Source organism: Bradyrhizobium icense (genome assembly GCF_001693385.1).
GTDB classification, from domain to species: Bacteria; Pseudomonadota; Alphaproteobacteria; order Rhizobiales; family Xanthobacteraceae; genus Bradyrhizobium; species Bradyrhizobium icense.
This window is the reverse complement of sequence record NZ_CP016428.1, coordinates 713,680-734,368: the sequence shown is the minus strand read 5'-3', so window position 1 is coordinate 734,368 and position 20,689 is coordinate 713,680. Positions and strand designations below refer to the sequence as shown.

24 protein-coding genes are annotated in these 20,689 nt (G+C 62.3%); 13 read left to right on the top strand and 11 right to left on the bottom strand.

The genetic code is table 11. From position 1 onward, the window contains the following. Positions 1-118: 118 nt before the first annotated feature. The gene (locus tag LMTR13_RS03495; RefSeq protein WP_065726691.1) at positions 119-814 is read left to right on the top strand and encodes a DUF1013 domain-containing protein; all 696 of its coding nucleotides are present in this window, start codon (positions 119-121) and stop codon (positions 812-814) included. A 199-nt stretch (positions 815-1,013) separates the two neighbouring features. Here LMTR13_RS03495 and LMTR13_RS03490 read toward each other — a convergent pair whose 3' ends face one another. The 4 genes from LMTR13_RS03490 to LMTR13_RS03475 all read right to left on the bottom strand — a co-directional run bounded on the left by LMTR13_RS03490 (position 1,014) and on the right by LMTR13_RS03475 (position 4,622). Continuing rightward, positions 1,014-1,220: a DUF6494 family protein gene (locus tag LMTR13_RS03490; RefSeq protein ID WP_065726690.1), complete on the bottom strand. Its 207-nt coding sequence runs from the start codon at positions 1,218-1,220 to the stop codon at positions 1,014-1,016. 12 nt (positions 1,221-1,232) lie between these two features. After that, a complete protein-coding gene (locus LMTR13_RS03485) occupies positions 1,233-1,502 on the bottom strand; it encodes a hypothetical protein (RefSeq protein WP_065726689.1) in 270 nt (89 codons plus the stop codon). Between the two features lie 245 nt (positions 1,503-1,747). Continuing rightward, positions 1,748-3,658, bottom strand: coding sequence for a propionyl-CoA synthetase (locus LMTR13_RS03480; protein WP_065726688.1), 1,911 nt, complete (start codon positions 3,656-3,658; stop codon positions 1,748-1,750). Positions 3,659-3,857: 199 nt separating this feature from the next. Further along, positions 3,858-4,622 (bottom strand): tetratricopeptide repeat protein, encoded by a 765-nt coding sequence (locus tag LMTR13_RS03475; protein WP_065726687.1) that lies wholly within the window; start codon positions 4,620-4,622, stop codon positions 3,858-3,860. A gap of 212 nt (positions 4,623-4,834) precedes the next feature. Here LMTR13_RS03475 and LMTR13_RS03470 point away from each other — a divergent pair, with 212 nt between their 5' ends. Then, a complete protein-coding gene (locus LMTR13_RS03470) occupies positions 4,835-5,605 on the top strand; it encodes a hypothetical protein (protein WP_065726686.1) in 771 nt (256 codons plus the stop codon). A 115-nt stretch (positions 5,606-5,720) separates the two neighbouring features. On the opposite strand, the gene LMTR13_RS03465 is transcribed toward LMTR13_RS03470, so the two are convergent. Continuing rightward, complete coding sequence (locus LMTR13_RS03465; protein WP_065726685.1) at positions 5,721-6,524, bottom strand: SDR family NAD(P)-dependent oxidoreductase; 804 nt, start codon at positions 6,522-6,524, stop codon at positions 5,721-5,723. Between the two features lie 244 nt (positions 6,525-6,768). On the opposite strand from LMTR13_RS03465, the gene LMTR13_RS03460 reads away from it, so the two are divergent. From LMTR13_RS03460 to LMTR13_RS03445, 3 genes are all read left to right on the top strand, one after another. Continuing rightward, positions 6,769-8,796 carry a TRAP transporter permease gene (locus LMTR13_RS03460; protein WP_065726684.1) on the top strand — a complete coding sequence of 676 codons (2,028 nt, stop codon included), beginning with the start codon at positions 6,769-6,771 and terminating at the stop codon, positions 8,794-8,796. Between the two features lie 25 nt (positions 8,797-8,821). Beyond that, positions 8,822-9,781, top strand: coding sequence for a TAXI family TRAP transporter solute-binding subunit (locus LMTR13_RS03455; RefSeq protein ID WP_065726683.1), 960 nt, complete (start codon positions 8,822-8,824; stop codon positions 9,779-9,781). A 422-nt stretch (positions 9,782-10,203) separates the two neighbouring features. Next, entirely contained in the window at positions 10,204-11,421 is a 1,218-nt protein-coding gene (locus tag LMTR13_RS03445; RefSeq protein ID WP_065726681.1) for an EAL domain-containing response regulator, read from the top strand. 7 nt (positions 11,422-11,428) lie between these two features. Here LMTR13_RS03445 and LMTR13_RS03440 read toward each other — a convergent pair whose 3' ends face one another. Beyond that, positions 11,429-11,908, bottom strand: a complete 480-nt coding sequence (locus tag LMTR13_RS03440) for a hypothetical protein (RefSeq protein WP_065732390.1) — start codon at positions 11,906-11,908, stop codon at positions 11,429-11,431. Positions 11,909-12,104: 196 nt separating this feature from the next. On the opposite strand from LMTR13_RS03440, the gene LMTR13_RS03435 reads away from it, so the two are divergent. Beyond that, positions 12,105-12,410, top strand: a complete 306-nt coding sequence (locus tag LMTR13_RS03435; protein WP_065732389.1) for a hypothetical protein — start codon at positions 12,105-12,107, stop codon at positions 12,408-12,410. Positions 12,411-12,422: 12 nt separating this feature from the next. Here the strand turns inward: LMTR13_RS03435 and LMTR13_RS03430 are convergent, their stop codons facing one another. Both LMTR13_RS03430 and LMTR13_RS03425 read right to left on the bottom strand, forming a co-directional pair. Then, a complete protein-coding gene (locus tag LMTR13_RS03430; RefSeq protein ID WP_065726680.1) occupies positions 12,423-13,616 on the bottom strand; it encodes a hypothetical protein in 1,194 nt (397 codons plus the stop codon). 188 nt (positions 13,617-13,804) lie between these two features. Next, positions 13,805-14,434, bottom strand: a complete 630-nt coding sequence (locus tag LMTR13_RS03425) for an NUDIX hydrolase (protein WP_065726679.1) — start codon at positions 14,432-14,434, stop codon at positions 13,805-13,807. 95 nt (positions 14,435-14,529) lie between these two features. On the opposite strand from LMTR13_RS03425, the gene LMTR13_RS03420 reads away from it, so the two are divergent. The 3 genes from LMTR13_RS03420 (at position 14,530) to LMTR13_RS03410 (ending at position 16,487) form a co-directional block, all read left to right on the top strand. Beyond that, positions 14,530-14,955: a PaaI family thioesterase gene (locus tag LMTR13_RS03420; protein WP_065726678.1), complete on the top strand. Its 426-nt coding sequence runs from the start codon at positions 14,530-14,532 to the stop codon at positions 14,953-14,955. Between the two features lie 146 nt (positions 14,956-15,101). Further along, on the top strand, positions 15,102-16,124 hold the full coding sequence (locus LMTR13_RS03415) for an aldo/keto reductase (RefSeq protein WP_065732388.1): 1,023 nt from the start codon (positions 15,102-15,104) through the stop codon (positions 16,122-16,124). Positions 16,125-16,241: 117 nt separating this feature from the next. Continuing rightward, positions 16,242-16,487: a PilZ domain-containing protein gene (locus LMTR13_RS03410; RefSeq protein WP_065732387.1), complete on the top strand. Its 246-nt coding sequence runs from the start codon at positions 16,242-16,244 to the stop codon at positions 16,485-16,487. Between the two features lie 84 nt (positions 16,488-16,571). Here LMTR13_RS03410 and LMTR13_RS03405 read toward each other — a convergent pair whose 3' ends face one another. Continuing rightward, positions 16,572-16,862: a hypothetical protein gene (locus LMTR13_RS03405; protein WP_065726677.1), complete on the bottom strand. Its 291-nt coding sequence runs from the start codon at positions 16,860-16,862 to the stop codon at positions 16,572-16,574. Between LMTR13_RS03405 and LMTR13_RS40255 the strand changes: the two genes are divergently transcribed. Then, entirely contained in the window at positions 16,861-17,139 is a 279-nt protein-coding gene (locus LMTR13_RS40255) for a hypothetical protein (RefSeq protein ID WP_156795418.1), read from the top strand. The genes LMTR13_RS03405 and LMTR13_RS40255 overlap by 2 nt on opposite strands. A 27-nt stretch (positions 17,140-17,166) precedes the next feature. On the opposite strand, the gene LMTR13_RS03400 is transcribed toward LMTR13_RS40255, so the two are convergent. Continuing rightward, complete coding sequence (locus LMTR13_RS03400; RefSeq protein WP_028348083.1) at positions 17,167-17,355, bottom strand: hypothetical protein; 189 nt, start codon at positions 17,353-17,355, stop codon at positions 17,167-17,169. 197 nt (positions 17,356-17,552) lie between these two features. Here LMTR13_RS03400 and LMTR13_RS03395 point away from each other — a divergent pair, with 197 nt between their 5' ends. From LMTR13_RS03395 to LMTR13_RS03385, 3 genes are all read left to right on the top strand, one after another. Continuing rightward, positions 17,553-18,047 carry a YciE/YciF ferroxidase family protein gene (locus tag LMTR13_RS03395; RefSeq protein ID WP_065726676.1) on the top strand — a complete coding sequence of 165 codons (495 nt, stop codon included), beginning with the start codon at positions 17,553-17,555 and terminating at the stop codon, positions 18,045-18,047. 155 nt (positions 18,048-18,202) lie between these two features. Beyond that, positions 18,203-18,493: a hypothetical protein gene (locus LMTR13_RS03390; RefSeq protein WP_065726675.1), complete on the top strand. Its 291-nt coding sequence runs from the start codon at positions 18,203-18,205 to the stop codon at positions 18,491-18,493. Between the two features lie 144 nt (positions 18,494-18,637). Beyond that, positions 18,638-18,823: a hypothetical protein gene (locus LMTR13_RS03385; protein ID WP_065726674.1), complete on the top strand. Its 186-nt coding sequence runs from the start codon at positions 18,638-18,640 to the stop codon at positions 18,821-18,823. A gap of 284 nt (positions 18,824-19,107) precedes the next feature. On the opposite strand, the gene LMTR13_RS03380 is transcribed toward LMTR13_RS03385, so the two are convergent. Further along, positions 19,108-20,346: a CHRD domain-containing protein gene (locus LMTR13_RS03380; protein ID WP_065726673.1), complete on the bottom strand. Its 1,239-nt coding sequence runs from the start codon at positions 20,344-20,346 to the stop codon at positions 19,108-19,110. Positions 20,347-20,689: the final 343 nt, after the last annotated feature.

Genomic DNA, 20,689 nt, shown 5'->3' with positions numbered 1-20,689 from the left:
GCAGACCATTGCGCCAAAGGGGTTGGAAGGCGTATATAGCGCCCTAATTCCCGTCATCACCGATGACCATAGGCTTCGCCTCCAAAAAGAGGTGGGCGAGGCACAAAGGAGATTTGCCATGAGCAATGCACCGCTGATGCCCAAGGCGACGGCCGTGTGGCTGGTCGATAACACGGCACTGACCTTCGACCAGGTGGCCGATTTCACCAAGATGCATCCCCTCGAGGTCCGCGCCATCGCCGACGGCGACGCCGCCCAGGGGATCAAGGGCATGGACCCGATCTCGACCGGGCAATTGACCCGGGACGAGATCGAAAAGGGCGAAAAGGACCCGAATTACCGTCTCAAGCTCGGCGAGAGCAAGGTGGTGCTGCCGCCGGCCGCCAAGAAGAAGGGCCCGCGCTACACCCCGGTATCGCGCCGCCACGAGCGGCCGAGCGCGATCCTGTGGCTGGTCCGCAATCACCCCGAATTGAAGGACGCGCAGATCATGCGCCTGGTCGGCACCACCAAGACCACCATCGCAAGCGTCCGCGACCGCACCCACTGGAATGCCTCGACGCTGACCCCGATGGACCCGGTTACGCTCGGCCTGTGCTCGCAGATCGAGCTCGATTTCGAGGTGCAGCGCGCGGCAAAGGAAAAGCCGGTGCCCGCGGCCTACGGCGGCGCCACCCTGCTCCCGGCCTCCGAGACCACGAAGAAGGAGCCGGAATTCGAGCCGAGCGAAAAGACGGAAGACGACCTCAACGTCGATGCCGTGTTCGCCAAGCTCAAGAATATCGGCGGCAAGAAGCAGGACGAGGAGGAGTAGGGGATTATCGGCTACGGCTGACGTTGAACGCGGCGGGGCAACCTGCCGCGTTTTTGTTTTTGGCCGCGGACAGCGCGGCTAACTCAATCGTCGACCCCGCGGAAAGCGGGGCATCCAGTACGCCGCGCTCTCTCGATCTAACCACTGCTTTCCCGGGGTACTGGATCATCCGCTTTCGCGGGTGATGACAGTCGTTGGGCTAGCCCAGCTCGATCTCGTCGTTCACTTCATGCGTGAGCGCGACGCCACCGATGGTCAGAACCATCTTCGCTGGCAACTTCTCATGGCCCTTCAGCTTGCCCGTCTCGATCGCGTCGCGCACCGCCTTTTCGATTTCGCGCTGCGAGGTGACGCCGACTTGCTTCAGGAACTTGCGCAGGCTGGTATTGAAGATGTCTTCGTTCATGGTGGCCTCCCGTTATGGCCTGGTCGGATTGTTCAACATCTGCTCGGCGAGATTGCGCTGCGCGCGGTCGGTACGCGCGTTGGCATTGGCACGCTGGACGTCGCGGTTCTTGCGGCAGATGACGTAGTCGTTCGAGCCCGGCGCGACATTGTTGGAGCGACAGAACGCGTCATCGTCGGCGCTGGTGTCGACCATGGTCGGCTGGCCGCGTTCGAGGCAGCCCGCGAGCAGTGGTGCGATGAGCAGGAGGGCGACGAAATGCTTTGCGACTCCGGACTGCATGCGGGGCTCCCGTTCTTCCGATCTCGTCATTGCCGGGCGCCTGTCCCCGACTTGATCGGGGATGACCCTGCAATCCATCGAAAAGATGGCAGCCTGCTTTGACGATGATGAATGTCCGGGTCAAGCCCAAGGAACCGTCATTCCGGGGCGGTCGGTAGGACCGAACCCGGAATCTCGAGGTTCTCAGGGCGCAAGGGCGCCCCATAGTTCGATGCTTTGCATCGCCCCGGAACGCCGACGATCGCTCACACCCTGCCCTTCAGCGCATCGCCGATTTCGTCGAGCACCTTGGGATCCTCGATCGTCGCCGGCATGGTCCAGCTTTCGCCGTCGGCGATCTTCTTGATGGTGCCGCGCAGGATTTTTCCGGAACGCGTCTTCGGCAAACGGCCGACCGTGATCGCGAGCTTGAAGGCTGCGACGGGACCAAGTTTTTCGCGCACCAGCGCCACGATCTCCTTTTCGATCTCGGCCGGCTTGCGTGTGACGCCGGCCTTCAGCACCAGGAAGCCGCAAGGCACTTCGCCCTTGATCGCGTCCTTGATGCCGAGCACTGCGCATTCGGCGACATCGGGGTGAGAGGCCAGAATTTCCTCCATGCCGCCGGTGGAAAGCCTATGGCCGGCGACATTGATGATATCGTCGGTACGGCCCATCACCCAGACATAGCCGTCCTCATCTTTGTAGCCGGCATCAGACGTCTTGTAGTAGCCGGGAAACTCGGTGAGGTAGGCTTCCTTGAAGCGCTCATCCTGCTGCCACAGTGTCGGCAGGCAGCCGGGCGGCATCGGCAGCTTGATCACGATCGAGCCCATGGTGCCCGCCGGCACCGGCCTGGAGGCCTCGTCGACCACGTCCACCTGATAGCCCGGCATCGGCACCGTCGGCGAGCCATGCTTGACCGGCAACATGCCAAGGCCCACCGGGTTGCCGGCGATGCACCAGCCGGTCTCGGTCTGCCACCAGTGATCGATGACCGGCACCTTCAACTGCGCCTCCGCCCATTCCACCGTCGGCGGATCGGCGCGCTCGCCGGCCAAAAACAGTGTGCGGAACTTCGACAGATCGTATTTGCGGATGAAGGCACCGTCCGGATCCTCCTTGCGGATGGCACGGAAGGCGGTCGGCGCAGTGAACAGCGCGACGGCCTTGTGCTCGGAAATGACGCGCCAGAACGCGCCGGCGTCCGGCGTGCCGATCGGCTTGCCCTCATACATGATCGAGGTCGCGCCATGAATCAGCGGGCCGTAGACGATGTAGCTGTGGCCGACCACCCAGCCGATATCGGAGCCGCACCACCAGACTTCGCCGGGCTTGACGCCGTAGAGATTGAACATCGACCATTTCAGCGCGACCAGATGCCCGCCATTGTCGCGCACGACACCCTTGGGAATTCCCGTGGTGCCTGAGGTATAGAGAATATAAAGCGGATCGGTCGCGAGCACCGGCGTGCAGGGTGCGGCCTTGCCGGCGTCGAGCGCCGCGCGGCGCAGCGCCGCCCAGTCGTGATCGCGGCCGGCCGTGAGTTCGCAAAGATGCTGCGGCCGCTGCAGGATAATGCAAGCCTGCGGCTTGACACTGGAGAGTTTGATCGCCTCGTCGAGCAGCGGCTTGTATTGCACGATGCGGCCAGGCTCGATCCCGCAACTCGCCGATAAGATCAGCTTGGGCTTGGCGTCCTCGATCCGGGTCGCAAGTTCTTTCGCAGCAAAGCCGCCGAACACCACACTGTGCACTGCACCGATGCGCGCACAGGCCAGCATCGCAAAAACCGCTTCCGGGACCAGCGGCATATAGAGGATGACGCGGTCGCCCTTGGCGACGCCGAAATCGGTCATCACGGCGGCGAGCGTCTGCACCTCCTTCAGCATCTCGGCGTAGGTGAATTTCGAGATGGTATCGGTAAGCGGCGAATCGTGGATCAGCGCGACCTGGTCGGCGCGTCCGCCCGCGACATGGCGGTCGAGCGCGTTGTAACAGGTATTGACCGCGGCGCCGGCGAACCATTGGCCATAGACGCCCATCGAGGGATCGAAGATCTTTTTGGCCGGCTCGATCCAGTCGATCTCGCGCGCCGCCTCGGCCCAAAATGCTTCCGGGTCCGCCAGCGAGCGGGCATGGACCTCGTGGTAGCGGCTGTTGTCTTGGATGTTCATGGCGCACTCCCCGCTAGCCCGCCTGTGTCGTCATGCCCGGGCGTGTCCAGGCCACGATGGCTGAGCGATATTCTTTCAAGGGCATTGTCACGGGAAGTTGCGCCAGATCAAGCCGGAAGGGCTTGGCCGTTCGGCTAAAGCTCTACCGGCGGCGATGCTATTGAGCTTCTCCGGTCCTCCATGGCCTGGCGGAGGCGGCCTAGTATCCGTCGATTCCGTTGATCTGCTGCAGCCGCTGCTGCATCTCCTTCTTCAGATCATAGCCAGGCCGGCCGTATTCCGCGTTGCGGCGGGCGATGTATTCCTCCTGCTCTCGCCGCAGCCTGCGCGCCTGCTGTGGGGTCATCTTCCCAGCGGCCGCCCTGATATAGGACGCTTGAACCTCGCGATCGAGATCGGCGAGTTCGGGATTGGCGCAGATCGCCTTCTCCACCTTGCGGCGGGCAGTGCCGCAGTTGAAGCTCGGCTTTCCGGCGACCGCCTTCAGCGCGCCCTGCCGCTCCGCCTCCTGCGCCAGCGCCCGGTGGTTGGCTCTTGCGACGACGTGGTCCGGGTTCAGCTTGATCGCCGCGGCAAAATCGGCCACCGCCTTGGGCAGATCACCTTTCTTGCGCCAGAGTTCGCCGCGCGCGTTGTGAACATCGGCGTGCGCCGGATCGAGCCGCAACACGCCGTCATAGTCGGCGATGGCGCGATCGATCATGTCCTTCCGTTCGTAGGCGGCGGCGCGCGCGATCAGCGCCTTGATGCGGTCGGGCTTTTCGGTCTTTGCATTGTCGATCAGCGCACCGCAGAGATGCACCGTCCTGTCGTGATCATGTGCAAGGCCAGCAGCCAGACAGGACGCAGGATCGATCCGCAAATCCTTTGCTGGCTCGGTCCCGGTCGCCGATGCACCATGCGCAAACGCCATCCACAGCAGAGAGGCCGCGACCAGGTTGCGGATATCGGGATTGCCTCGCATCAATTGATCCGGAAAAGCGCTATCGATTGCTCCGCGATCCTAGCAAGCGACCTGCGTTTTCGACAAGCTGCCCGCAAATTTCCTGTTCGCGCGAGAACAGACTTTGGTCGAAAAGTGACCTGCGGGAACGTAATTCTCTTCACACACGGAAGAATACGATCCGTGAGAAAATCTGCCGTGAACCTTTGGCAGTTCTCGCGGACTCAACAAGCATGACCACATTGACCGACTTCCATCCGCCGCGCGCCATCGCGCAATCCCAATCAGGCTACTTCTACTTCTACATGGCGCTGGCCTGCACGGCCGTCGCCTTTCTCGGCTTCGCGCCGACCTACTGGCTGCCGCTGGCGAAACGATCGTTCTCGGCCTCGCCGGTCGTGCACTTTCACGGCCTGCTATTCTTCGCCTGGTCGCTCTATTTCGCATTCCAGAGCTGGCTCGCCGCGTCGGGCAAAGTCGCCCGGCACCGTACCATCGGCATGATCGGCGTCTCGCTGGCAACCGCAATGACGATCTTCGGCTTCCTCGTCGCGGTCAACGCAATGAAGCGCTCCGCTGCGGCGGGATTGACCGATGAAGGAATCGCCTTCGCGATCGTTCCGCTCAGCGGAATCCTGTTCTTTGCCGTGGTATTCGCGCTGGCGATTGCCGCCATCCGCAGCCCGGAAACGCACAAGCGCCTGATGCTGCTGGCCGGAATCTCGCTATTGGACGCCGCGGTCGCCCGCTGGTTTCTCACCTTCCTGGCGCCTCCCGGCCCGCTCGGCCCGCCGCCGGTCCCCGTGACCATCCCACCGGCCTTGGTCGCCTATCTCCTGCTGCTGGCCGCCGTCGTTTTCGACTGGCGCACGCGCGGCCGGCCGCATCCGGTCTATGTCTACGGCGGCATTGCGCTGATCGCGGTAAAACTCCTGAATTGGCCGATCAGTGTCACCCCGCTCTGGCATTCCTTCGCAGGCGGCATCCTGGCGATGGCGCAGTAGCTGGACGGGTCGTCATTCCGGGGCGCGAGAAGCACGAACCCGGAATCCAGAGGTTTCTCTCATCGAGATTCTCCGATGTGCGGATGCACATCGGAGTTCGCGTTTGCGCCCGAAACTAACTCGACTTCACCGTTATCCCGCCGTCGACCACGAGTTCGATTCCGGTGACGTAGCGGGATTCGTCGGAGGCGAGAAACAGCGCCGCATTGGCAACGTCCCAGGCATCGCCCATGTGCCCCATCGGCACCTGCGCGTCGCGCGCCCGCCACATCGCTTCGATGTCGCCGGCCGAATAGCTTGCAGCAAGGCCGGCTGAGTGCTCGACCATCGGCGTCTTCATCAGGCCCGGCAAGATGCAGTTCACGCGAACATGATCTTTCGCGAATTGCACGGCAGTCGTGCGCGTCATCTGGTTCATCGCCGCCTTCGAGGCGCCATAGGTGACGTAGGATATGCCGAGATGGCGGATCGATGCGATCGACGAGATATTGATGACCGAACCGCCGCCCTGCTTCTGCATCACGGGAATGACGTGCTTCATGGCAAAGTAGGCGCTCTTGAGATTGACCGCGAAAACGTGATCCCAACTCGCTTCGTTCACCTCGACGACGCTGCCCATTTCGGCGATGCCGACATTGTTGTCGAGCACGTCGATGCGGCCGTAGGCCTTCAGGCAGGCCGCCACCATCGCCTCGACCTCGGCCTCGCGCGAAACGTCGGCGGTGAAAGCTGCAGCCTTGCCGCCCTCGCCCGTGATGATGTCGACGGTTTCCTGCGCCGCCGCTGCGTTGCGGTCGACGCAGAACACCTGCGCGCCCTCGCGCGCAAACGTCACGGCGGTCGCCTTGCCATTACCCCAGCCGGGACCGATCGACCCCGCGCCCACCACCATCGCCACCTTGCCCTTGAGCCGTTCCATCGACTTCTTCTCCCCGGATGGTTTCTCGTTTTGTTGCGGCGCGCATGCATGCGCGCATCAGGAGATATACAGGGCCGGGAATAGAACGGACTGCGACCGTCGGTCAACCTGTCCAAAAAGCAGGAGCAATCACCTCGACATAAACCGAAAAGCCACTTGCCACCGCCATCCAAACCGGACTGAATGCGCCCGCGAAAGGCCCGCCGAAGCCGGGTCTTGGAGTTTAACGGGTCCCGGGGAAAGCATGGCAGCAGACAAGACAACGCCGCCCAATGACGAGGTCGTCGCCGTTTCGGACGAAGCCTTGCACAAGGCGGAGGCCTACATCGAGGCGGAGGAAGGCGCAGCCAACCGGCTGATGGGATGGGCGGGAAGAATTTCGACCACGATTGCCGTGGTCATGAGCCTGTTTCACCTCTATGCGGCCTATGCCATCGTTCCGACCCAGGAGCTTCGCTACACCCACGTCGCCTTCACCTTGATCTTGAGTTTCCTGCTGTTTCCGCTGGCGACGCGGTTTCGCAACCGCGTGCGCTGGTGGGACATCGTTCCCGGGATCGTCGCGGTGGCAACCGTCGTCTACGCGCTGTGGGGCGGTGAGGATTTTACCGATCGCGCTACCACGCCCGACCGCTGGGACGTGATCGTGGGCATCGTCTTCATCGTGATGCTGCTGGAAGCGACGCGGCGGACCACGGGCCCGATCATGCCGGTGGTGTCGCTACTGTTCATTGCCTATGCAATGCTCGGTCCGTATCTGCCGGCGCCCTGGACCCATCGCGGCTACGACCTGGACCGCCTGGTCGGTCACCTCTTCATTACGCTGGAAGGCATCTTCGGCGTCGCAGTCGATGTGTCGGCGACGCTGATCATCCTGTTCACGATCTATGGCGCATTCCTGCAGCATTCCGGCGCCGGCAAGTTCTTCATCGATTTCTCGCTGGCCTTGATGGGCGGCAAGCCGAACAGCGCCGGCCGCACCGTGGTGCTGTCGTCGTTCCTGCTCGGCGGCCCCTCCGGGTCGGGCGTCGCCACGACCGTGATGATCGGCACCGTGGCCTATCCGATGATGGCCAAGGCGGGCTTCGAGAGGAACGCCGCGGGCGGATTGCTGGCTGCCGGCGGACTGGGCGCGATCCTGTCACCGCCTGTGCTCGGCGCCGCCGCGTTCCTGATCGCCGAGTTTCTCAAGATCAGCTACCTCGACGTGATCTGGATGGCGACCATCCCGACCTGTCTCTACTACATGTCGCTCTTGTTCATGGTCGAGTTGGACGCCAAGAAATTCCATGCCAAGAACGTGACCTTCACGCCCGAGATGTCGCTCGGCCAAATGACCATGCGGTACGGCTTCCACTTCATCTCGCTGCTCGCCGTCGTGTTTTTCATGGTCATCGGCTACTCGCCGTCGCTATCGGTGTTCTACGCCATTGTCGTTACCTTTGCGCTGAGCTTCCTGCGCCGGGAGACCGCGCTGGTGCCGAGCAAACTGGTGAAGGCACTGGCCGACGGCTCGATCGGCGCGCTCAATGCCGCAACCACCTGCGCCTGCGCCGGCATCGTGGTGGGCATCGTGACGCTGACCGGTCTCGGTCTCAAATTCTCGTCGATCGTCATCGCCTATGCCGGCGGCAGTCTCTTGCTGACCGCGATCTACACCGCGCTGATCGTCTGGGTTATCGGCCTCGCCGTGCCGGTGACGGCGTCCTACATCATCTGCGCGGTCATCGCGGCGCCCGCGCTGGTCAAGCTCGGCGTGCCCGATTACGCCGCGCACATGTTCATCTTCTACTATGCCGTCCTGTCGGAGGTCTCGCCGCCGACGGCACTCTCTCCGTTCGCGGCGGCCGCCATCACCGGCGGCGATCCCTACAAGACCACGCTGCAATCCTGGAAATATACGCTGCCGGCGTTCCTGGTGCCGTTCGTCTTCGTGCTCGATCCGCAGGGCGGCGGCCTGCTGATGTCCATTCCCAAAGGCGGATCGTGGGTCGATATTCTCGAAATCACGATCAAGACAAGCCTGGGGCTGCTGGCGCTGGCTGCATTTGCCCAGAACTGGGCGCTGCGACAAAATACAGCGGTCGAGCGCGGCCTGCTTCTGCTATCCGGGTTGCTGCTGGTGTTCCCAAGCCTGATTGAGGCAATCGTCGAATGGATCACTGGCCGCGATATCAGCTACACTTATGTGCCCGGCCTGATCATCGGCCTCGGCGTATTGCTGTGGCAGGCCAGAACGCGGTCGCCAGAGCGACCCGCGCTCACAACATAGAGAAGAAGCGATTGAGGAGACAAAAATGAGAAAAACCACAGCGATACTGGCGATGGCTTTGGGGCTAGCCTTTGCCGGCGCAGCCCATGCGCAACAGAAGACCATGTCGATCGGCACCGGCGGCACCGGCGGCGTCTACTATCCGCTCGGCGGCGCCGTCGCCAACGTGCTCTCGAAGAACCTGCCCAACGTGCAGGCCACAGCCGAAGTCACCGGCGGCTCGGTCGACAATCTGAAGCTGATCGGCGCCGGCAAGAGCGAGCTTGCCTTCACCATGGCCGATGCCGCGCTCGATGCTTTGCAAGGGCAGGACAAGTTCAAGAGCGGCAAGGTGCCGCTGCAGGCGCTGCTCGTGGTCTATCCGAACCGCATGCATGTGGTGACGGTAGAAGGCACCGGCATCCAGACCATGGCAGACCTCAAGGGCAAGCGCGTTTCGACGGGATCGCCCGGCAGCGCCACCGAAGTGATGGCATTCCGCGTCATCGAGGCGGCCGGCCTCGACAAGGACAAGGATATGAAGCGCGAGCGGCTCGGCGTTGCCGAATCCGTCAACGCGGTCAAGGACCGCAAGATCGACGCCTTCTTCTGGGTCGGCGGCATTCCGACCGCTGCGGTCACCGATCTCGCGGCCACGCCCGGCCTGAAGATGAAGCTGATCGACCATGGCGATCTGGCGGAGAAGATGAATGCCAAATACGGCAAGCTCTATTCTCCCGGAAAGATCAAGGCGGGCTCCTATCCTGGCTACGACAAGGACAACTCCATTGCCGAAGTCTGGAATCTGATCGTCACCGGCGACAAGATGAGCAACGAGGACGCCTACACCATCGTCAAGACGCTGGTGGAGAAGAAGGCCGACATCGTCGCCGTGCACAAGGAAGCCGAGAGTTTTACGCTCGACAACCAGGTGCAGGAGCGCTCGCCGATCCCGTTCCACCCCGGCGCGTTGAAGTACTTCAAGGAGAAAGGCATCGGCGGCTAAGCTTCGATGTCCGCCGCCCGCAGAGCGGAAGCTGGAAGAAAGATGTAGTGACCGCGGTCTGCCAGGGCCGCGGTCATTTTTTGCCGGATAAAGAGACGTTGCATCGCGGCATTGCTGCTCCGCGGCGATGTTCGCAAGCCACGAACATCGCCGCGCCGGCGCGCGACCACAGGCGTTAACGTGCAAGGCTGATCGGATATTTGCCCAAACCGGGCATCAGCGCACTGAAGCCCATGAAATCAGCGGATAGACCAGCTTTGGCACCGGTTGGCTGCACTGCGGTCGGCAATTTCCCTAAAGTTTTATTCTTGTCGGCGGCTTTAACCCTACTGAAGTAATCATGTGACCTTCCGCAAATTTCCATTATTGCGACCTCAACGCCGATGTACCACTGACAGTGGGGTATCTGTCGGGAGGGCGGCATGGAGCAAATCAACTTCAGCGAGTATTCTCGCGCAGCGCACTTTGGACATCGGAAGCTGACGCCCAGAGCGTGCGTCGTCGACAGCAAAAGGCACCTTCGATTATTCCTTTCCGACGCTCTCGAGGATCTCGGTTTCGTGACCTGCGAATGCGGTCAGGCCGGCGATCTGGCGGGCGTACTGCAGGCGGAGCAGCCCGACCTGATCGTGCTCAGCGTGTGCGCCGACGGGATCAATGTCGGCGAAATTCTCGAGGCAATCGTCCGGAAAAATTTCGGCGGCAAGGTTCTGGTGATCGGTCAACCCGAAGCGATCATGGTTAAGGCCGTCAGGCAAATTGGCGAAGAATACGGCATTGCCATGCTGCCCTCGCTGCCGACGCCGTTCGGCGCGGCGAGCCTGCGCGCCAGCCTCGCGACGCTGCTGCCTGCCGAGCCGGCGCCAAGCCCCGCCGTCGACGTCGCCGAGGCGTTGAAGGCCGGCTGGCTGGAATTATGGTATCAGCAGAAGATCGACACCCGCACGCTGGTCCCGAGCGGCGCGGAGGCGCTGGTTCGGATGCGGCATCCGGCCTGGGGCGTGGTCCCGCCGGCCTACTTCATTCCCGATGAGAAGGACCCGCATTTTCGCAAGCTCTCCGAATTCGTCGTCGGCCGCGCGATCGAGGACTGGCGCTATCTGCTGGAGAGCCAGGGTCCGGTCGACCTCTCGATCAACCTGCCGATATCGTTCTTCGGCAACGCGGCGGCGGTGCGCGATCTCTGCCGCGCCATGCCCGCCCATCCCGCATTCGCTGGACTTCTGATTGAAATCAACAGCAGTGATGTGGTCGACCATCCGGATGTCGCAGTGGATGCCGCAAGACGGCTGCGCCTGCACAATATCGCGATCGCCATCGACAATGTCGGCGCCGAATGGCCGTCGCTCCTCGAGCTTCGGAGCTTCCCGTTCATCGAACTGAAGGTCGACCAGCAATACGTCAAGGGTTGCGCGGACGACCGGCTGAAGCAGACGGTATGCCGACGCATCGTCGAACTGGCCCGGGACAACGGCGCTCGCGCCGTCGCCCAGGGCATCGAAACCCGCGCCGATTATCTCGCCGCCCACGAGATGGGGTTCGACCTGGTCCAGGGCCATCTGTTCGGCAAGCCGGTGGCGGTGCGCAAATTCGCGCGGTCGCGCGCTCAGCTTGCAGCCGGCTCCGAGAAGGCTCTTTGAGCGAGCCTCACTCGAACTTCATGTCGATGCATTTCGAGATGTCGGAGCCGAGACCGGACGAGATGATGATGCAGCCGCGCACCTTCAGATTATTGCTGTCGCTGGCCCACACCGCATAGCCGCCGGGACCGAAGAACGAATTGGTATTCGGCCCTTCGGTTTCGGTGGCGTCGAACGAATAGTTTGAATCGGCATCGAAGATGCGGGGCTTCTTGGTGCAGCCGCCATCGGCCTGCACGTTGATGACCTCCTTGTTGTCCCGCGTCAGCGCCATCGAGACCTGACAACGGAAATACTCTGACGTCTTGGTGTTGAACACGTAGGTATAGGATTTGCAGGTCGAGGTGTTGAGCTTGCCCGCGCTCAATCCCCGACTGCAGGCGATCCGCTGGTTGTTGGACAGCTTGAAATTGTCAGCCTCTGCCGCCTGAGCGGGCGTCATGAACGATAGCGCAAAACCAAGACCGATCTTCATGACGTGGTTCATCCTGACCATCCCTATGACGTTTTTCGCAATGCATGCTGTAGCCGGAAACGCGAACATAGTCGCGAAGTCGAACGCGGGAAATCACAAAGTCTCAAGGGCGGTGTGATGCGTCGAAGGTGGCAATTGACGGCGCAACACCGTTCGTGATTTGTTCAAGCATGGGACAAGGAAGCCGAATGGCCGGGGAGGATGGATGATGACGTGCATTTCAACGAAGACGGTTTTGACGGTGGCGGTCCTGGTGGGGTTTTCGACGTGCGCATTGGCGCAAGGCGCCGCGCCGACGCCTTGGGAGCTGAGGCAGGACATGGGCTATGCCTATGGCAGGGACGGCAAGACGCTCGCATACAAGATGGGCACGAACAATGCGGGCCTGCTGCTCAAGGGGGCCAAGAAGGTGCCGAAGGGCACATTGTTCTTTATCGGCCAGAACGGGCAGCTCTATATGCGTTCAGGCCCCTATCTGGAAGGCGACGGCAAGTTCATGTTCGGATCGGATTGAGCCGCGCTTAACCTAAAACGCCGTCGCCAGCTCCTTCGCGCCGGGCTTGCCAGAGTTGAAATCCATCCGCTCGTCGGTGACCGCCAACAGTTTCGCCACCGTGTTGTGGCGGATCGCGACCGGGTTGCGCTCGTAGCCGCCGCGCTGGAAGAAATTCGAGGTCGGCACCTGCTCGCGCATCGCCTGCGGCATCGTGACCATGTCGAGGCCGGTGCCGTCGCCGGTCAGGTTCATCATTTCGAGTTCTGCGGCCGTCAGCGGGCGATTGTAGCCCTTGGCCCGCGCGAAGTGCACCGAGGTGAGGAGCTTGTGGGTCTGCAGCATCGGTCCGACGTCGACATCGAGCACCATGGCGTGCACGGCCCAGCCCTGCGGGGTATTGGCGAGCTTCTCATGCTCGGACCAGGTATCCGGCACGGTGCGCGCAAACGCCACCATCCTTTTCAGGACGGCAAGCTTGTGGTCCATCGCCTTGCGCGGTGCGCCCGACAGCGTCGCGGCCCTCGCCGTCAGTTCCTTGATGATTTCGTGGCCCTGTTCGGCCAACAGCTCGACACTGTTGGTAGTGAGCAACTGATTGTAGCCGATCGCGGTCGAGATCGCGCGCGAGCCCGGCTTGGAGGGATTCAGCCCCGACTGCATGTCGTAATTGCCGTTGCCACCGGTCTCGAACGAGTACACCCGCACCGTCTGCTCGCGCGTCAGTCCCGCCGCCAGAGCGTAGCGGGCATAGGCGCGCTTGAACTCTACCTCGGCTGTCGGCCGTTGTGGCGTGAACTGGAAATGCTCCGCGGCGGCCTTTAGAAAGTCGGCGACCACCGGCAGCCGCTTCCGCTCGCGCGGCGGCCTTTCTTCTTCCGGCTCCGGGCTGATCGGGCGCTTCGGGCCGGTGTAGACCGGCGGCTGCGTCAGCATGTAGTCATTGAGCGTGATGGCCTGGCGCTCCCGGCGCTTGGCGTTACGGCCCTTGCGCTTCTCGGAGATCGAGGCCCAATAGGCGCCCGCCTCCTCTTCGAACGCGGCCCGCGCTTCCTGATATTCTCTCAGCTTGCGACGGTATTCGGCCATCGCCTGCGGCGAGGCGGCTTGCGCCATGGCATCGGCGGTCGAGGGAGGGAGCGGCTCCGTCGCCACGGCAGGCGGCGCACTCGCGAGCAGCGCGAGCGCAGCTAATCCGGAACCCATGCGAATCAATGGCAGGCGCATCGTATCGTTGTAGCAAGCGCGCCCACGATGTCAGCCCCGAAAGGGAGCGACATTAAGTGGCGCTCTTTCTGAGCAACCGGCGACATAGGTTCAAACCGATGAGCCGGCGGATCGGGTACAAGTGGCTGGCAACACTCCTGGGCGAAAACGACGGATGCACCACCAGCGAGTTCGGCGCGTTGCCGCCCTTACCGCCAGGCGAACACCGGTTGCTCCAGATCCGCTACCCGCGTGTCCCGTCCCGCCAGCACTTCGGCAAACTGATAGATCAGCGCCGCCGTCGGTGCGTGGATGTGCTGGCCGGCATGGCGGAAGCGGATCACGCGCCGCGTGCTTTCGGGAATGGTGGTGAAGCTGAAGACGTCTTCGCGCTCGATATCGCCGAGCGCGACGCGATGCACCGAGGCGACCTCCGCCGGATTGGGTACGATATTGGCGCTGGTGCCGACCCAGACCACGACCGGCGTGATCAGATAGCCTGAGCGCGTCGGGTAATCGTCGAGCAGGCCCAGCACATCGCCCTCGCCGAGACCGACACCGAGTTCTTCGTGAAGCTCGCGCAGCGCGGACTGCGCCGGCGTCTCGCCGTGATCGCAGCGTCCGCCCGGCAGCGCCCATTGCGCGGCGTGGGCGCGCAGGCTTGCGGCGCGGCGGGTCAACAGAAATGTGGTGCCCGCGCCGCCCTCGGCTTCCGTCAGCGCGATGGCGACCGCGGCGCGCTTCAGCTCAGGCCCCATGCCCTCCGAGGGCGCCCGCGTGAATGCCCCGCAAAGCTCTGCAATATTCCGCCGTGTGGTATCGTCAAATGGCCTGACCATCCCGCTTGACTACAACACCGGCGCATCAGATGAAATGACCCGGACAGCATGACAGCATGACAGCATGACAGTATGCAGGAAGCGGAAAGCACGACATGACGGCCAAGGCCGCGGACAAGCTCAAATCCGACGGCTGGAAGATCGTCGAAACCTCCGGCTTCCTGCACCTGATCGGCCCGCTGTGGCAACGCGTCGTCGACGGCGTGCACGAATACGCGCTTGCCACCGAAGACAAGCACCATAACCGCCGCGGCCTGGTGCAGGGCGGCGTGATCATGACCTTCGCCGACCGTACCTGCGGCATGACCGCCCGCTTCGTCTCCGGCAAGCCGACGCTGGCGACCGTGCAGCTCGATACGCACTTTGTCGAAGCCGGCAAGATCGGAGAGATCCTGGTGTCAAAGCCGCACGTGGTGCGCTCGACCCGCAGTCTCATTTTCATCACGACGGAAGTGACGGTCGACAAACGCTGTATCGCGATGGCGAGCGGTGTGTTCAAGATATTGAAGAGCGAGGGTTGAGGTACTGCCCTCTCCGCGTCATTGCGAGGAGCGAAGCGACGAAGCAATCCATACCTTAGCTTGCGGCGCTATGGATTGCTTCGCTGACGCTCGCAATGACGGTTGACAACCGCTATCCTGCCTGGACCTACTCAAGGACCTACCCCATGCAGTACCGCCAACTCGGCCGCAGCGGCCTGAAGATTTCACCGATTTGTCTCGGCACCATGATGTTCGGCGGCCCTACCGACGAGGCGACGTCGTCGCGCATCATTGCGAAAGCGCGCGAGGCGGGCATCAACTTCATCGACACCGCAGATGCCTATAATGGCGGCCAGTCCGAGCAGGTGGTCGGCCGCGCCATTTCGAACAATCGCGCGAACTGGATTCTGGCGACAAAACTCGCCAACCAGATCGGCGACGATCCCAACCGCGGCGGGCTGTCGCGGCGCTGGGTGATGCAGGCGGCGGACGAAAGCCTGCAGCGGCTCGGCACCGATTTCATCGACATCTACTACCTGCACAAGGAGGATCATGCGACGCCGCTGGAGGAGACGGTGCGCGCGATCGGCGATTTGATGCGCCAGGGCAAGATCCGCTATTTCGGCGTCTCCAACTACCGTGCCTGGCGCGTCGCCAAGATCTGCAACATCTGCGACAACAACGGCATCGACCGCCCGATCGTCAGCCAGCCCTATTACAACGCCATGAACCGGATGCCCGAAGTCGAGCACTTCCCGGCGTGCGGCTATTACGGCCTCGGCATCGTGCCCTATAGCCCCTTGGCGCGCGGGGTGCTGACCGGCAAGTACAAGCCGGATGCGGCGCCCGACCAGGACACGCGTGCGGGGCGCGCCGACAAGCGCATGATGCAGACCGAATGGCGTCCGGAATCGCTACAGCTCGCCCAGGAGATCAAGCAGCATGCCGAAGCGCGCGGCATCACCGCCGGGCAATTCGCGGTTTCCTGGGTGCTGAATTCGTCATTCGTAAGCGGGGTGATCGCGGGCCCCCGCACCGAAGAGCAGTGGGACGATTACATCAAGGCGCTCGACTATCGCTTCACGGCAGAGGACGAGGCGCTGATCGACCGGCTGGTGACGAGCGGCCATCCCTCGACGCCGGGGTTCAACGACCCGGCCTATCCGATCGAGGGGCGGCGGGCGAGGACGGACGGCACTGCCCAATAAGCGGCTGGAACCGCCCTTGAGGCCCACTACCTTGCGTTGCACGAACGGCGACGTATACGGTAACAGTATAGTAACCCAAATCGTCGAAAACTCCCCGTTCATGCGGAGATCCAAGTGGTGGACGAGAACAGAATAGCACCACGGCGCCGGCTGTTGAAGGCAGGCAAGATTTCGTTCGGTGGCGGCGCTGCCATCGATTGCACGGTGCGCAATCTTTCCGAAACCGGCGCCGCGCTCGAGGTGATCTCCCCGGTCGGCATTCCCGAACGCTTCACGCTGGTGATCGAAGCCGACCACATCCAAGTGCCGTGCCGCGTCGTCTGGCGAAAGGGGACGCGGATCGGGGTTCATTTCGAAACCTGACCGGCGCAACCGCCATCGCGCGCGGCACGCGACCGCGCACGACAAACCGCCTGAAACACACGCCGAGTTCCCGGACTCGAAGAGTCAGTGCCTGGATTCGAGACTGACGATCACGCCTGTCGGCTCGGGCTCGTGTGGCGACAATTTGGTCAGCGTCTCATCGCTCCAATAAGCAAGGTTCACGATCATGCCGATTGTGGTTTCCCGCTCGGAAGCCTCTGTCGGCTCCAGGACGTTGAGCCCGCCGCTGTCGAGGAAGAACGTATGATCCCCAAACATGCTGGCTAGCTGCGGAACCACCGGATGATCTTCGGGAAGCGCCTGGGCTTCGAATTGCGTCAGAGCGCGTTCCACCTGTGCCGAGTTCAATTTCATGCACGATCTCCTTACTTGGCTTCTGGTTGGTGAGCACCGCGTGACGGCCTTGACCGCGCGCGGCTCTTCTGCGGAGGAAATGACGTCAAGCGTGTCGGATCCTGATCGCTCATCCCCACCAGCGCCGCGCGCCGGCTCGCAGCTTCGCTTCAATTCCGCAAAACAAGCCGAATTGAAGTCGGGACAGTGGTGCCTCTTGGCGCCGCTTCAAGCCGGCAACAAAATTAAATTCGCAATGTTCCGCAGAAGGGCATCTTTAAACGCATTGTTCCGCTGATCGGCGACATGGCGAGGCCACAATCAGCTATTTCCCGTCGGGAATCGGATGCCGCCTTGCCAGTTCGTCGAGCGGCAGATGCGCTTCTTCGTCGCTCAGCGCGAAACGGACGATGACATCCTGACGGCCGACCTGCCCCCAAAGCCCATCCGACGACCATTTCTGCGGTGCAGGTCCGCGCAGGCCTTCCACCCAGACAAAGTACCATTCCGTCATCGCAATACCCCCTGGGTCTTCGATCAGGTCTTGGAGATCAGGTCTCGGACCGGAACCAGATGCGTCGTGGCCTCGTTGGAACGATATCGCAGGCCTCGAACGCGAAACAGGCCGCTTGGTCCGTGCCGGCTACTTCCGCCGACGATGCGGCGCTGCTGCCGGAAGCCTCATACGCATCCTGAGAGAGGGATTTCGCCATGGAGATCAGGAATTTCAAGGACATGTACCTTGCCGAACTGCAGGAACTGGTGAGCGTCGAGGAGCAACTTGCGGAAGCCTTGCTGCGTATGGCGGCGGCCGCATCCCACCCGGCGCTCAAGGACGCGCTGGTGGACCATCACGCCGAGACGGTCACGCAGAAGGAGCGCCTCGTGGCCATCCTTCGCCAGCATGGCGCCGACCCGTCAGCGCATGTCGACCAGGCCATGGAGGCGCTCATCCGTGAGACCCGGAAGATGCTCGGCATGCTGGAGGGCGACGATCTGCGCGATGCCGGCCTGATCGCATCCGCCCAGAAGCTCGAGCACTATGAAATCGCCGCCTACGGCTCGGCCGCCGCGCTGGCCGGGCAGTTGGAATTGCGCAACGACCAGGCGACGCTGCACGAGAGCCTGATGGAAGAGAAAGAGATCGATGCGCTGCTTACCGACATCGCCAAGGGTGAGGTCAACCCGGATGCTCTGGCGGCGTGACCAAGGCGCTGCTGGCGCACGACGCGCCGGCGCGAGGAGCAGCGTCCGTGGATGTGACGCCGCTGACAGCCTTCGCTGAGCACGCGAAATTCAGGTTCGGTTGAACCTTCTCCGGCCCAGCGACGACAATCCGGATCATAGAGGATTGTCGGGTCATGAATTCGCCAGAGCCAGCCGCACGGCCTGCATCGAACGGCAGCCCTTTCCGCCGCATCGTTGCCGCGGTGATTCTCGGCGGGCTGGTCTTTACCGTGCTGTGGATCATGGTGTTCAGCATGGTCACATCGATGCTGATCGGAGCCGGTTGCTGCGTCGTGATCGTTGCAGCAAGCTCCGCGTCGGATCTGGTCGAAATGTTGCTCGATGCGGTGGCCGCCGTTATCTTCGGCGTGCTGGCCGTCATCGCGGCGATTTTCGGCGCGATCTTCAGCGTGTTCGAGATTTAGACCCGCTGCTCTTGGTTTCGGATTCAACTGTCAAACAGCGTGAGGGTGTGCGTCCACGTTCTCGCGGCAATCCGTGCTTGCGCTTTCAGGCAAATCAGCGGCAGCGCATCAGGGAACTTCGGTTCACCTGGTGCGTTGATGTGCATGTATCCGTTCGAACATCGAGAGAAGCCTCCTACCTCAGCCGAGGAGCGTGCAGCGAAGGCGGAGCAGCGCCGCTTGGATGCCGAGCAGGCGATCCGCGAACGCAAAGCGGCTGACGACGCTTTCCGCGCCAACTTCGAGCGCCTGAAAGCCGAACGCCTCGCTCGCGAAGCAACGAATTCATAGCGCATCGCTGCGCTTCCCAGTGGTATCGATGAGGGAGGATGTATCCCTCATTGAGGTGAAGGCCCACGGTGTTTCGCACCGGGGGCCTTTTGCTTTTCAGCAAGGAGCAGCAGCCCGCATGAGCGACGCGACATGCGGGTTCTGCGGATTTCTCGGTGTCCCCGCCAATTCGGGTGCGCAACATTCTCGCGGCGAGAGACCATCCGCGGTGATCGAGCGCGACGACAGACGGTGCCAACAGGCGTATCGAAGCGGGCCATAGATCCGGGCCCGCCAGAGCGACCTCAGGCGGTCACGAGGAAATTCGAGGCTCCAAATTCGGTCGCAAGTAGACCCAGGAACACCACCTGACTGCCCTCGCCAAGGTCAAGGGTGGCGCCCGAAGGTGCAGCGCTCAGATTGTCCAGCGGATCGAAGTCGGCTCCAAAGCCCTCCAACACCACAACGTCCTGCGTTACATCGAAGTCGACGATGAGATCATTGCCCGGTTCAGACTCGCGAAAGACGAACTGATCGGCCCCGCCGAATCCGGCGAGGTTGTCGTCGCCGGCGCCGCCTTCGATCGTATCATCCGCATTGCCGCCGATGATGGTGTCATTGCCGTCATCTCCGAACAGCCGGTCGGGCGCGTGATCCGCCAACTGCTGGTTGGCGACCGCCCGGATCAGGTCGTCACCCTCACCGCCAAAGATCGTGTCGGCGGCAACGTCGCCGCCTCGCAGCGTGTCATTCCCGGCATCCCCAAATACGACATCGCCCGTAGGATCATTCCAGGCAATGAAGTCATCGCCGGCGCCGCCGAAGACTGTATCGCTTCCGGCCATGCCGCCGACGGTATCGTTGCCTTGACCGCCGAAAACCAGGTCATTGCCGGCACCTGTGTTGATGTCGTCGTCGCCCTCGCCGCCGTCGATAATGTCGTCGCCGTCGCCGCCTTCAAGTCTGTCGTTCCCGGCCAGGCCACGGATGATGTCATTGCCGCCGAGCCCGGGAAGAAAATCGTCGCCCGGCGTTCCGACGACAACGTTGTCGTTGTCATCGGCGATTGCGATCAACTGACCCCGTATCTCACCCCCTTGAAATTGCTCTGTATGGACGTTGAAATAGATCGGGATCTCCGATCCCACCGGAGCTGAGCCGAGTTCGTCGGCGAAGTCGGTGATTGGAACGCTGGCGGGGTCCGTCGTCTCCCATCGACCGCTTACCATCCAGGAGCCATCCGCATTCAGCGCGATGTTGAGATCATCCTCGTCCTGTGCCGGATTGATCTGCCCGAAGACAACGGGCCCGTTCATTCCTCGCACTTGGTTGTGAAAATGCGTGGAGATGACGTCGTCCAGGGTCGACGGCGTCTGGGCCGAACCGCCCGTAATCGGGCCGTAATCGACGCCTTCGATCCGAAACGTATAGCTCGCGGCAATTTCCGTGCTGTCAAAGACGACAGTGCCGAGACCGCTTGCAGTCGAGTCGTTCGGAGGGACTTCCTGAGTGCCTTCGAGAACCACGCGGAACGCTGTGGACATGAGAGCCTCCTGTGCTCATTGCGCAGCAGGTCGGCGGCCAGCGACGCCGGCCTGCACATGTGACAGATGTTACACCCGGCTCGCGCCGGCATGGACTAGGCGCCGCGTCGCTCCGCTATCGCGGAATCGGCGCGTTGTCCTTCTCGCGGTATTTCGGCCGAGAACAAGGGATCGCTGGATCGCGCCAACTAAGGTTCGCCGCTGTAGGCCATCGACCGGGCGCTATTGTGATAGTTTATTCCGATCGACACATTGTGATTGCAATGTTCGGTTGCCGACGCTGTGTTTGGTTCCAAAATTCGGTGCAACACCGCAAGCGCGCATATCCTTGGAACCATCAGTT

Bases quoted from the DNA above. Each gene is read 5' to 3' on its own strand.
- LMTR13_RS03495 (WP_065726691.1), top strand. From the start codon at position 119: ATGAGCAATGCACCGCTGATGCCCAAGGCGACGGCCGTGTGGCTGGTC.
- LMTR13_RS03490 (WP_065726690.1), bottom strand. From the start codon at position 1,220: ATGAACGAAGACATCTTCAATACCAGCCTGCGCAAGTTCCTGAAGCAA.
- LMTR13_RS03485 (WP_065726689.1), bottom strand. From the start codon at position 1,502: ATGCAGTCCGGAGTCGCAAAGCATTTCGTCGCCCTCCTGCTCATCGCA.
- LMTR13_RS03480 (WP_065726688.1), bottom strand. From the start codon at position 3,658: ATGAACATCCAAGACAACAGCCGCTACCACGAGGTCCATGCCCGCTCG.
- LMTR13_RS03475 (WP_065726687.1), bottom strand. From the start codon at position 4,622: ATGCGAGGCAATCCCGATATCCGCAACCTGGTCGCGGCCTCTCTGCTG.
- LMTR13_RS03470 (WP_065726686.1), top strand. From the start codon at position 4,835: ATGACCACATTGACCGACTTCCATCCGCCGCGCGCCATCGCGCAATCC.
- LMTR13_RS03465 (WP_065726685.1), bottom strand. From the start codon at position 6,524: ATGGAACGGCTCAAGGGCAAGGTGGCGATGGTGGTGGGCGCGGGGTCG.
- LMTR13_RS03460 (WP_065726684.1), top strand. From the start codon at position 6,769: ATGGCAGCAGACAAGACAACGCCGCCCAATGACGAGGTCGTCGCCGTT.
- LMTR13_RS03455 (WP_065726683.1), top strand. From the start codon at position 8,822: ATGAGAAAAACCACAGCGATACTGGCGATGGCTTTGGGGCTAGCCTTT.
- LMTR13_RS03445 (WP_065726681.1), top strand. From the start codon at position 10,204: ATGGAGCAAATCAACTTCAGCGAGTATTCTCGCGCAGCGCACTTTGGA.
- LMTR13_RS03440 (WP_065732390.1), bottom strand. From the start codon at position 11,908: ATGAACCACGTCATGAAGATCGGTCTTGGTTTTGCGCTATCGTTCATG.
- LMTR13_RS03435 (WP_065732389.1), top strand. From the start codon at position 12,105: ATGACGTGCATTTCAACGAAGACGGTTTTGACGGTGGCGGTCCTGGTG.
- LMTR13_RS03430 (WP_065726680.1), bottom strand. From the start codon at position 13,616: ATGCGCCTGCCATTGATTCGCATGGGTTCCGGATTAGCTGCGCTCGCG.
- LMTR13_RS03425 (WP_065726679.1), bottom strand. From the start codon at position 14,434: ATGGTCAGGCCATTTGACGATACCACACGGCGGAATATTGCAGAGCTT.
- LMTR13_RS03420 (WP_065726678.1), top strand. From the start codon at position 14,530: ATGACGGCCAAGGCCGCGGACAAGCTCAAATCCGACGGCTGGAAGATC.
- LMTR13_RS03415 (WP_065732388.1), top strand. From the start codon at position 15,102: ATGCAGTACCGCCAACTCGGCCGCAGCGGCCTGAAGATTTCACCGATT.
- LMTR13_RS40255 (WP_156795418.1), top strand. From the start codon at position 16,861: ATGCACGATCTCCTTACTTGGCTTCTGGTTGGTGAGCACCGCGTGACG.
- LMTR13_RS03405 (WP_065726677.1), bottom strand. From the start codon at position 16,862: ATGAAATTGAACTCGGCACAGGTGGAACGCGCTCTGACGCAATTCGAA.
- LMTR13_RS03400 (WP_028348083.1), bottom strand. From the start codon at position 17,355: ATGACGGAATGGTACTTTGTCTGGGTGGAAGGCCTGCGCGGACCTGCA.
- LMTR13_RS03395 (WP_065726676.1), top strand. From the start codon at position 17,553: ATGGAGATCAGGAATTTCAAGGACATGTACCTTGCCGAACTGCAGGAA.
- LMTR13_RS03390 (WP_065726675.1), top strand. From the start codon at position 18,203: ATGAATTCGCCAGAGCCAGCCGCACGGCCTGCATCGAACGGCAGCCCT.
- LMTR13_RS03385 (WP_065726674.1), top strand. From the start codon at position 18,638: ATGTATCCGTTCGAACATCGAGAGAAGCCTCCTACCTCAGCCGAGGAG.
- LMTR13_RS03380 (WP_065726673.1), bottom strand. From the start codon at position 20,346: ATGTCCACAGCGTTCCGCGTGGTTCTCGAAGGCACTCAGGAAGTCCCT.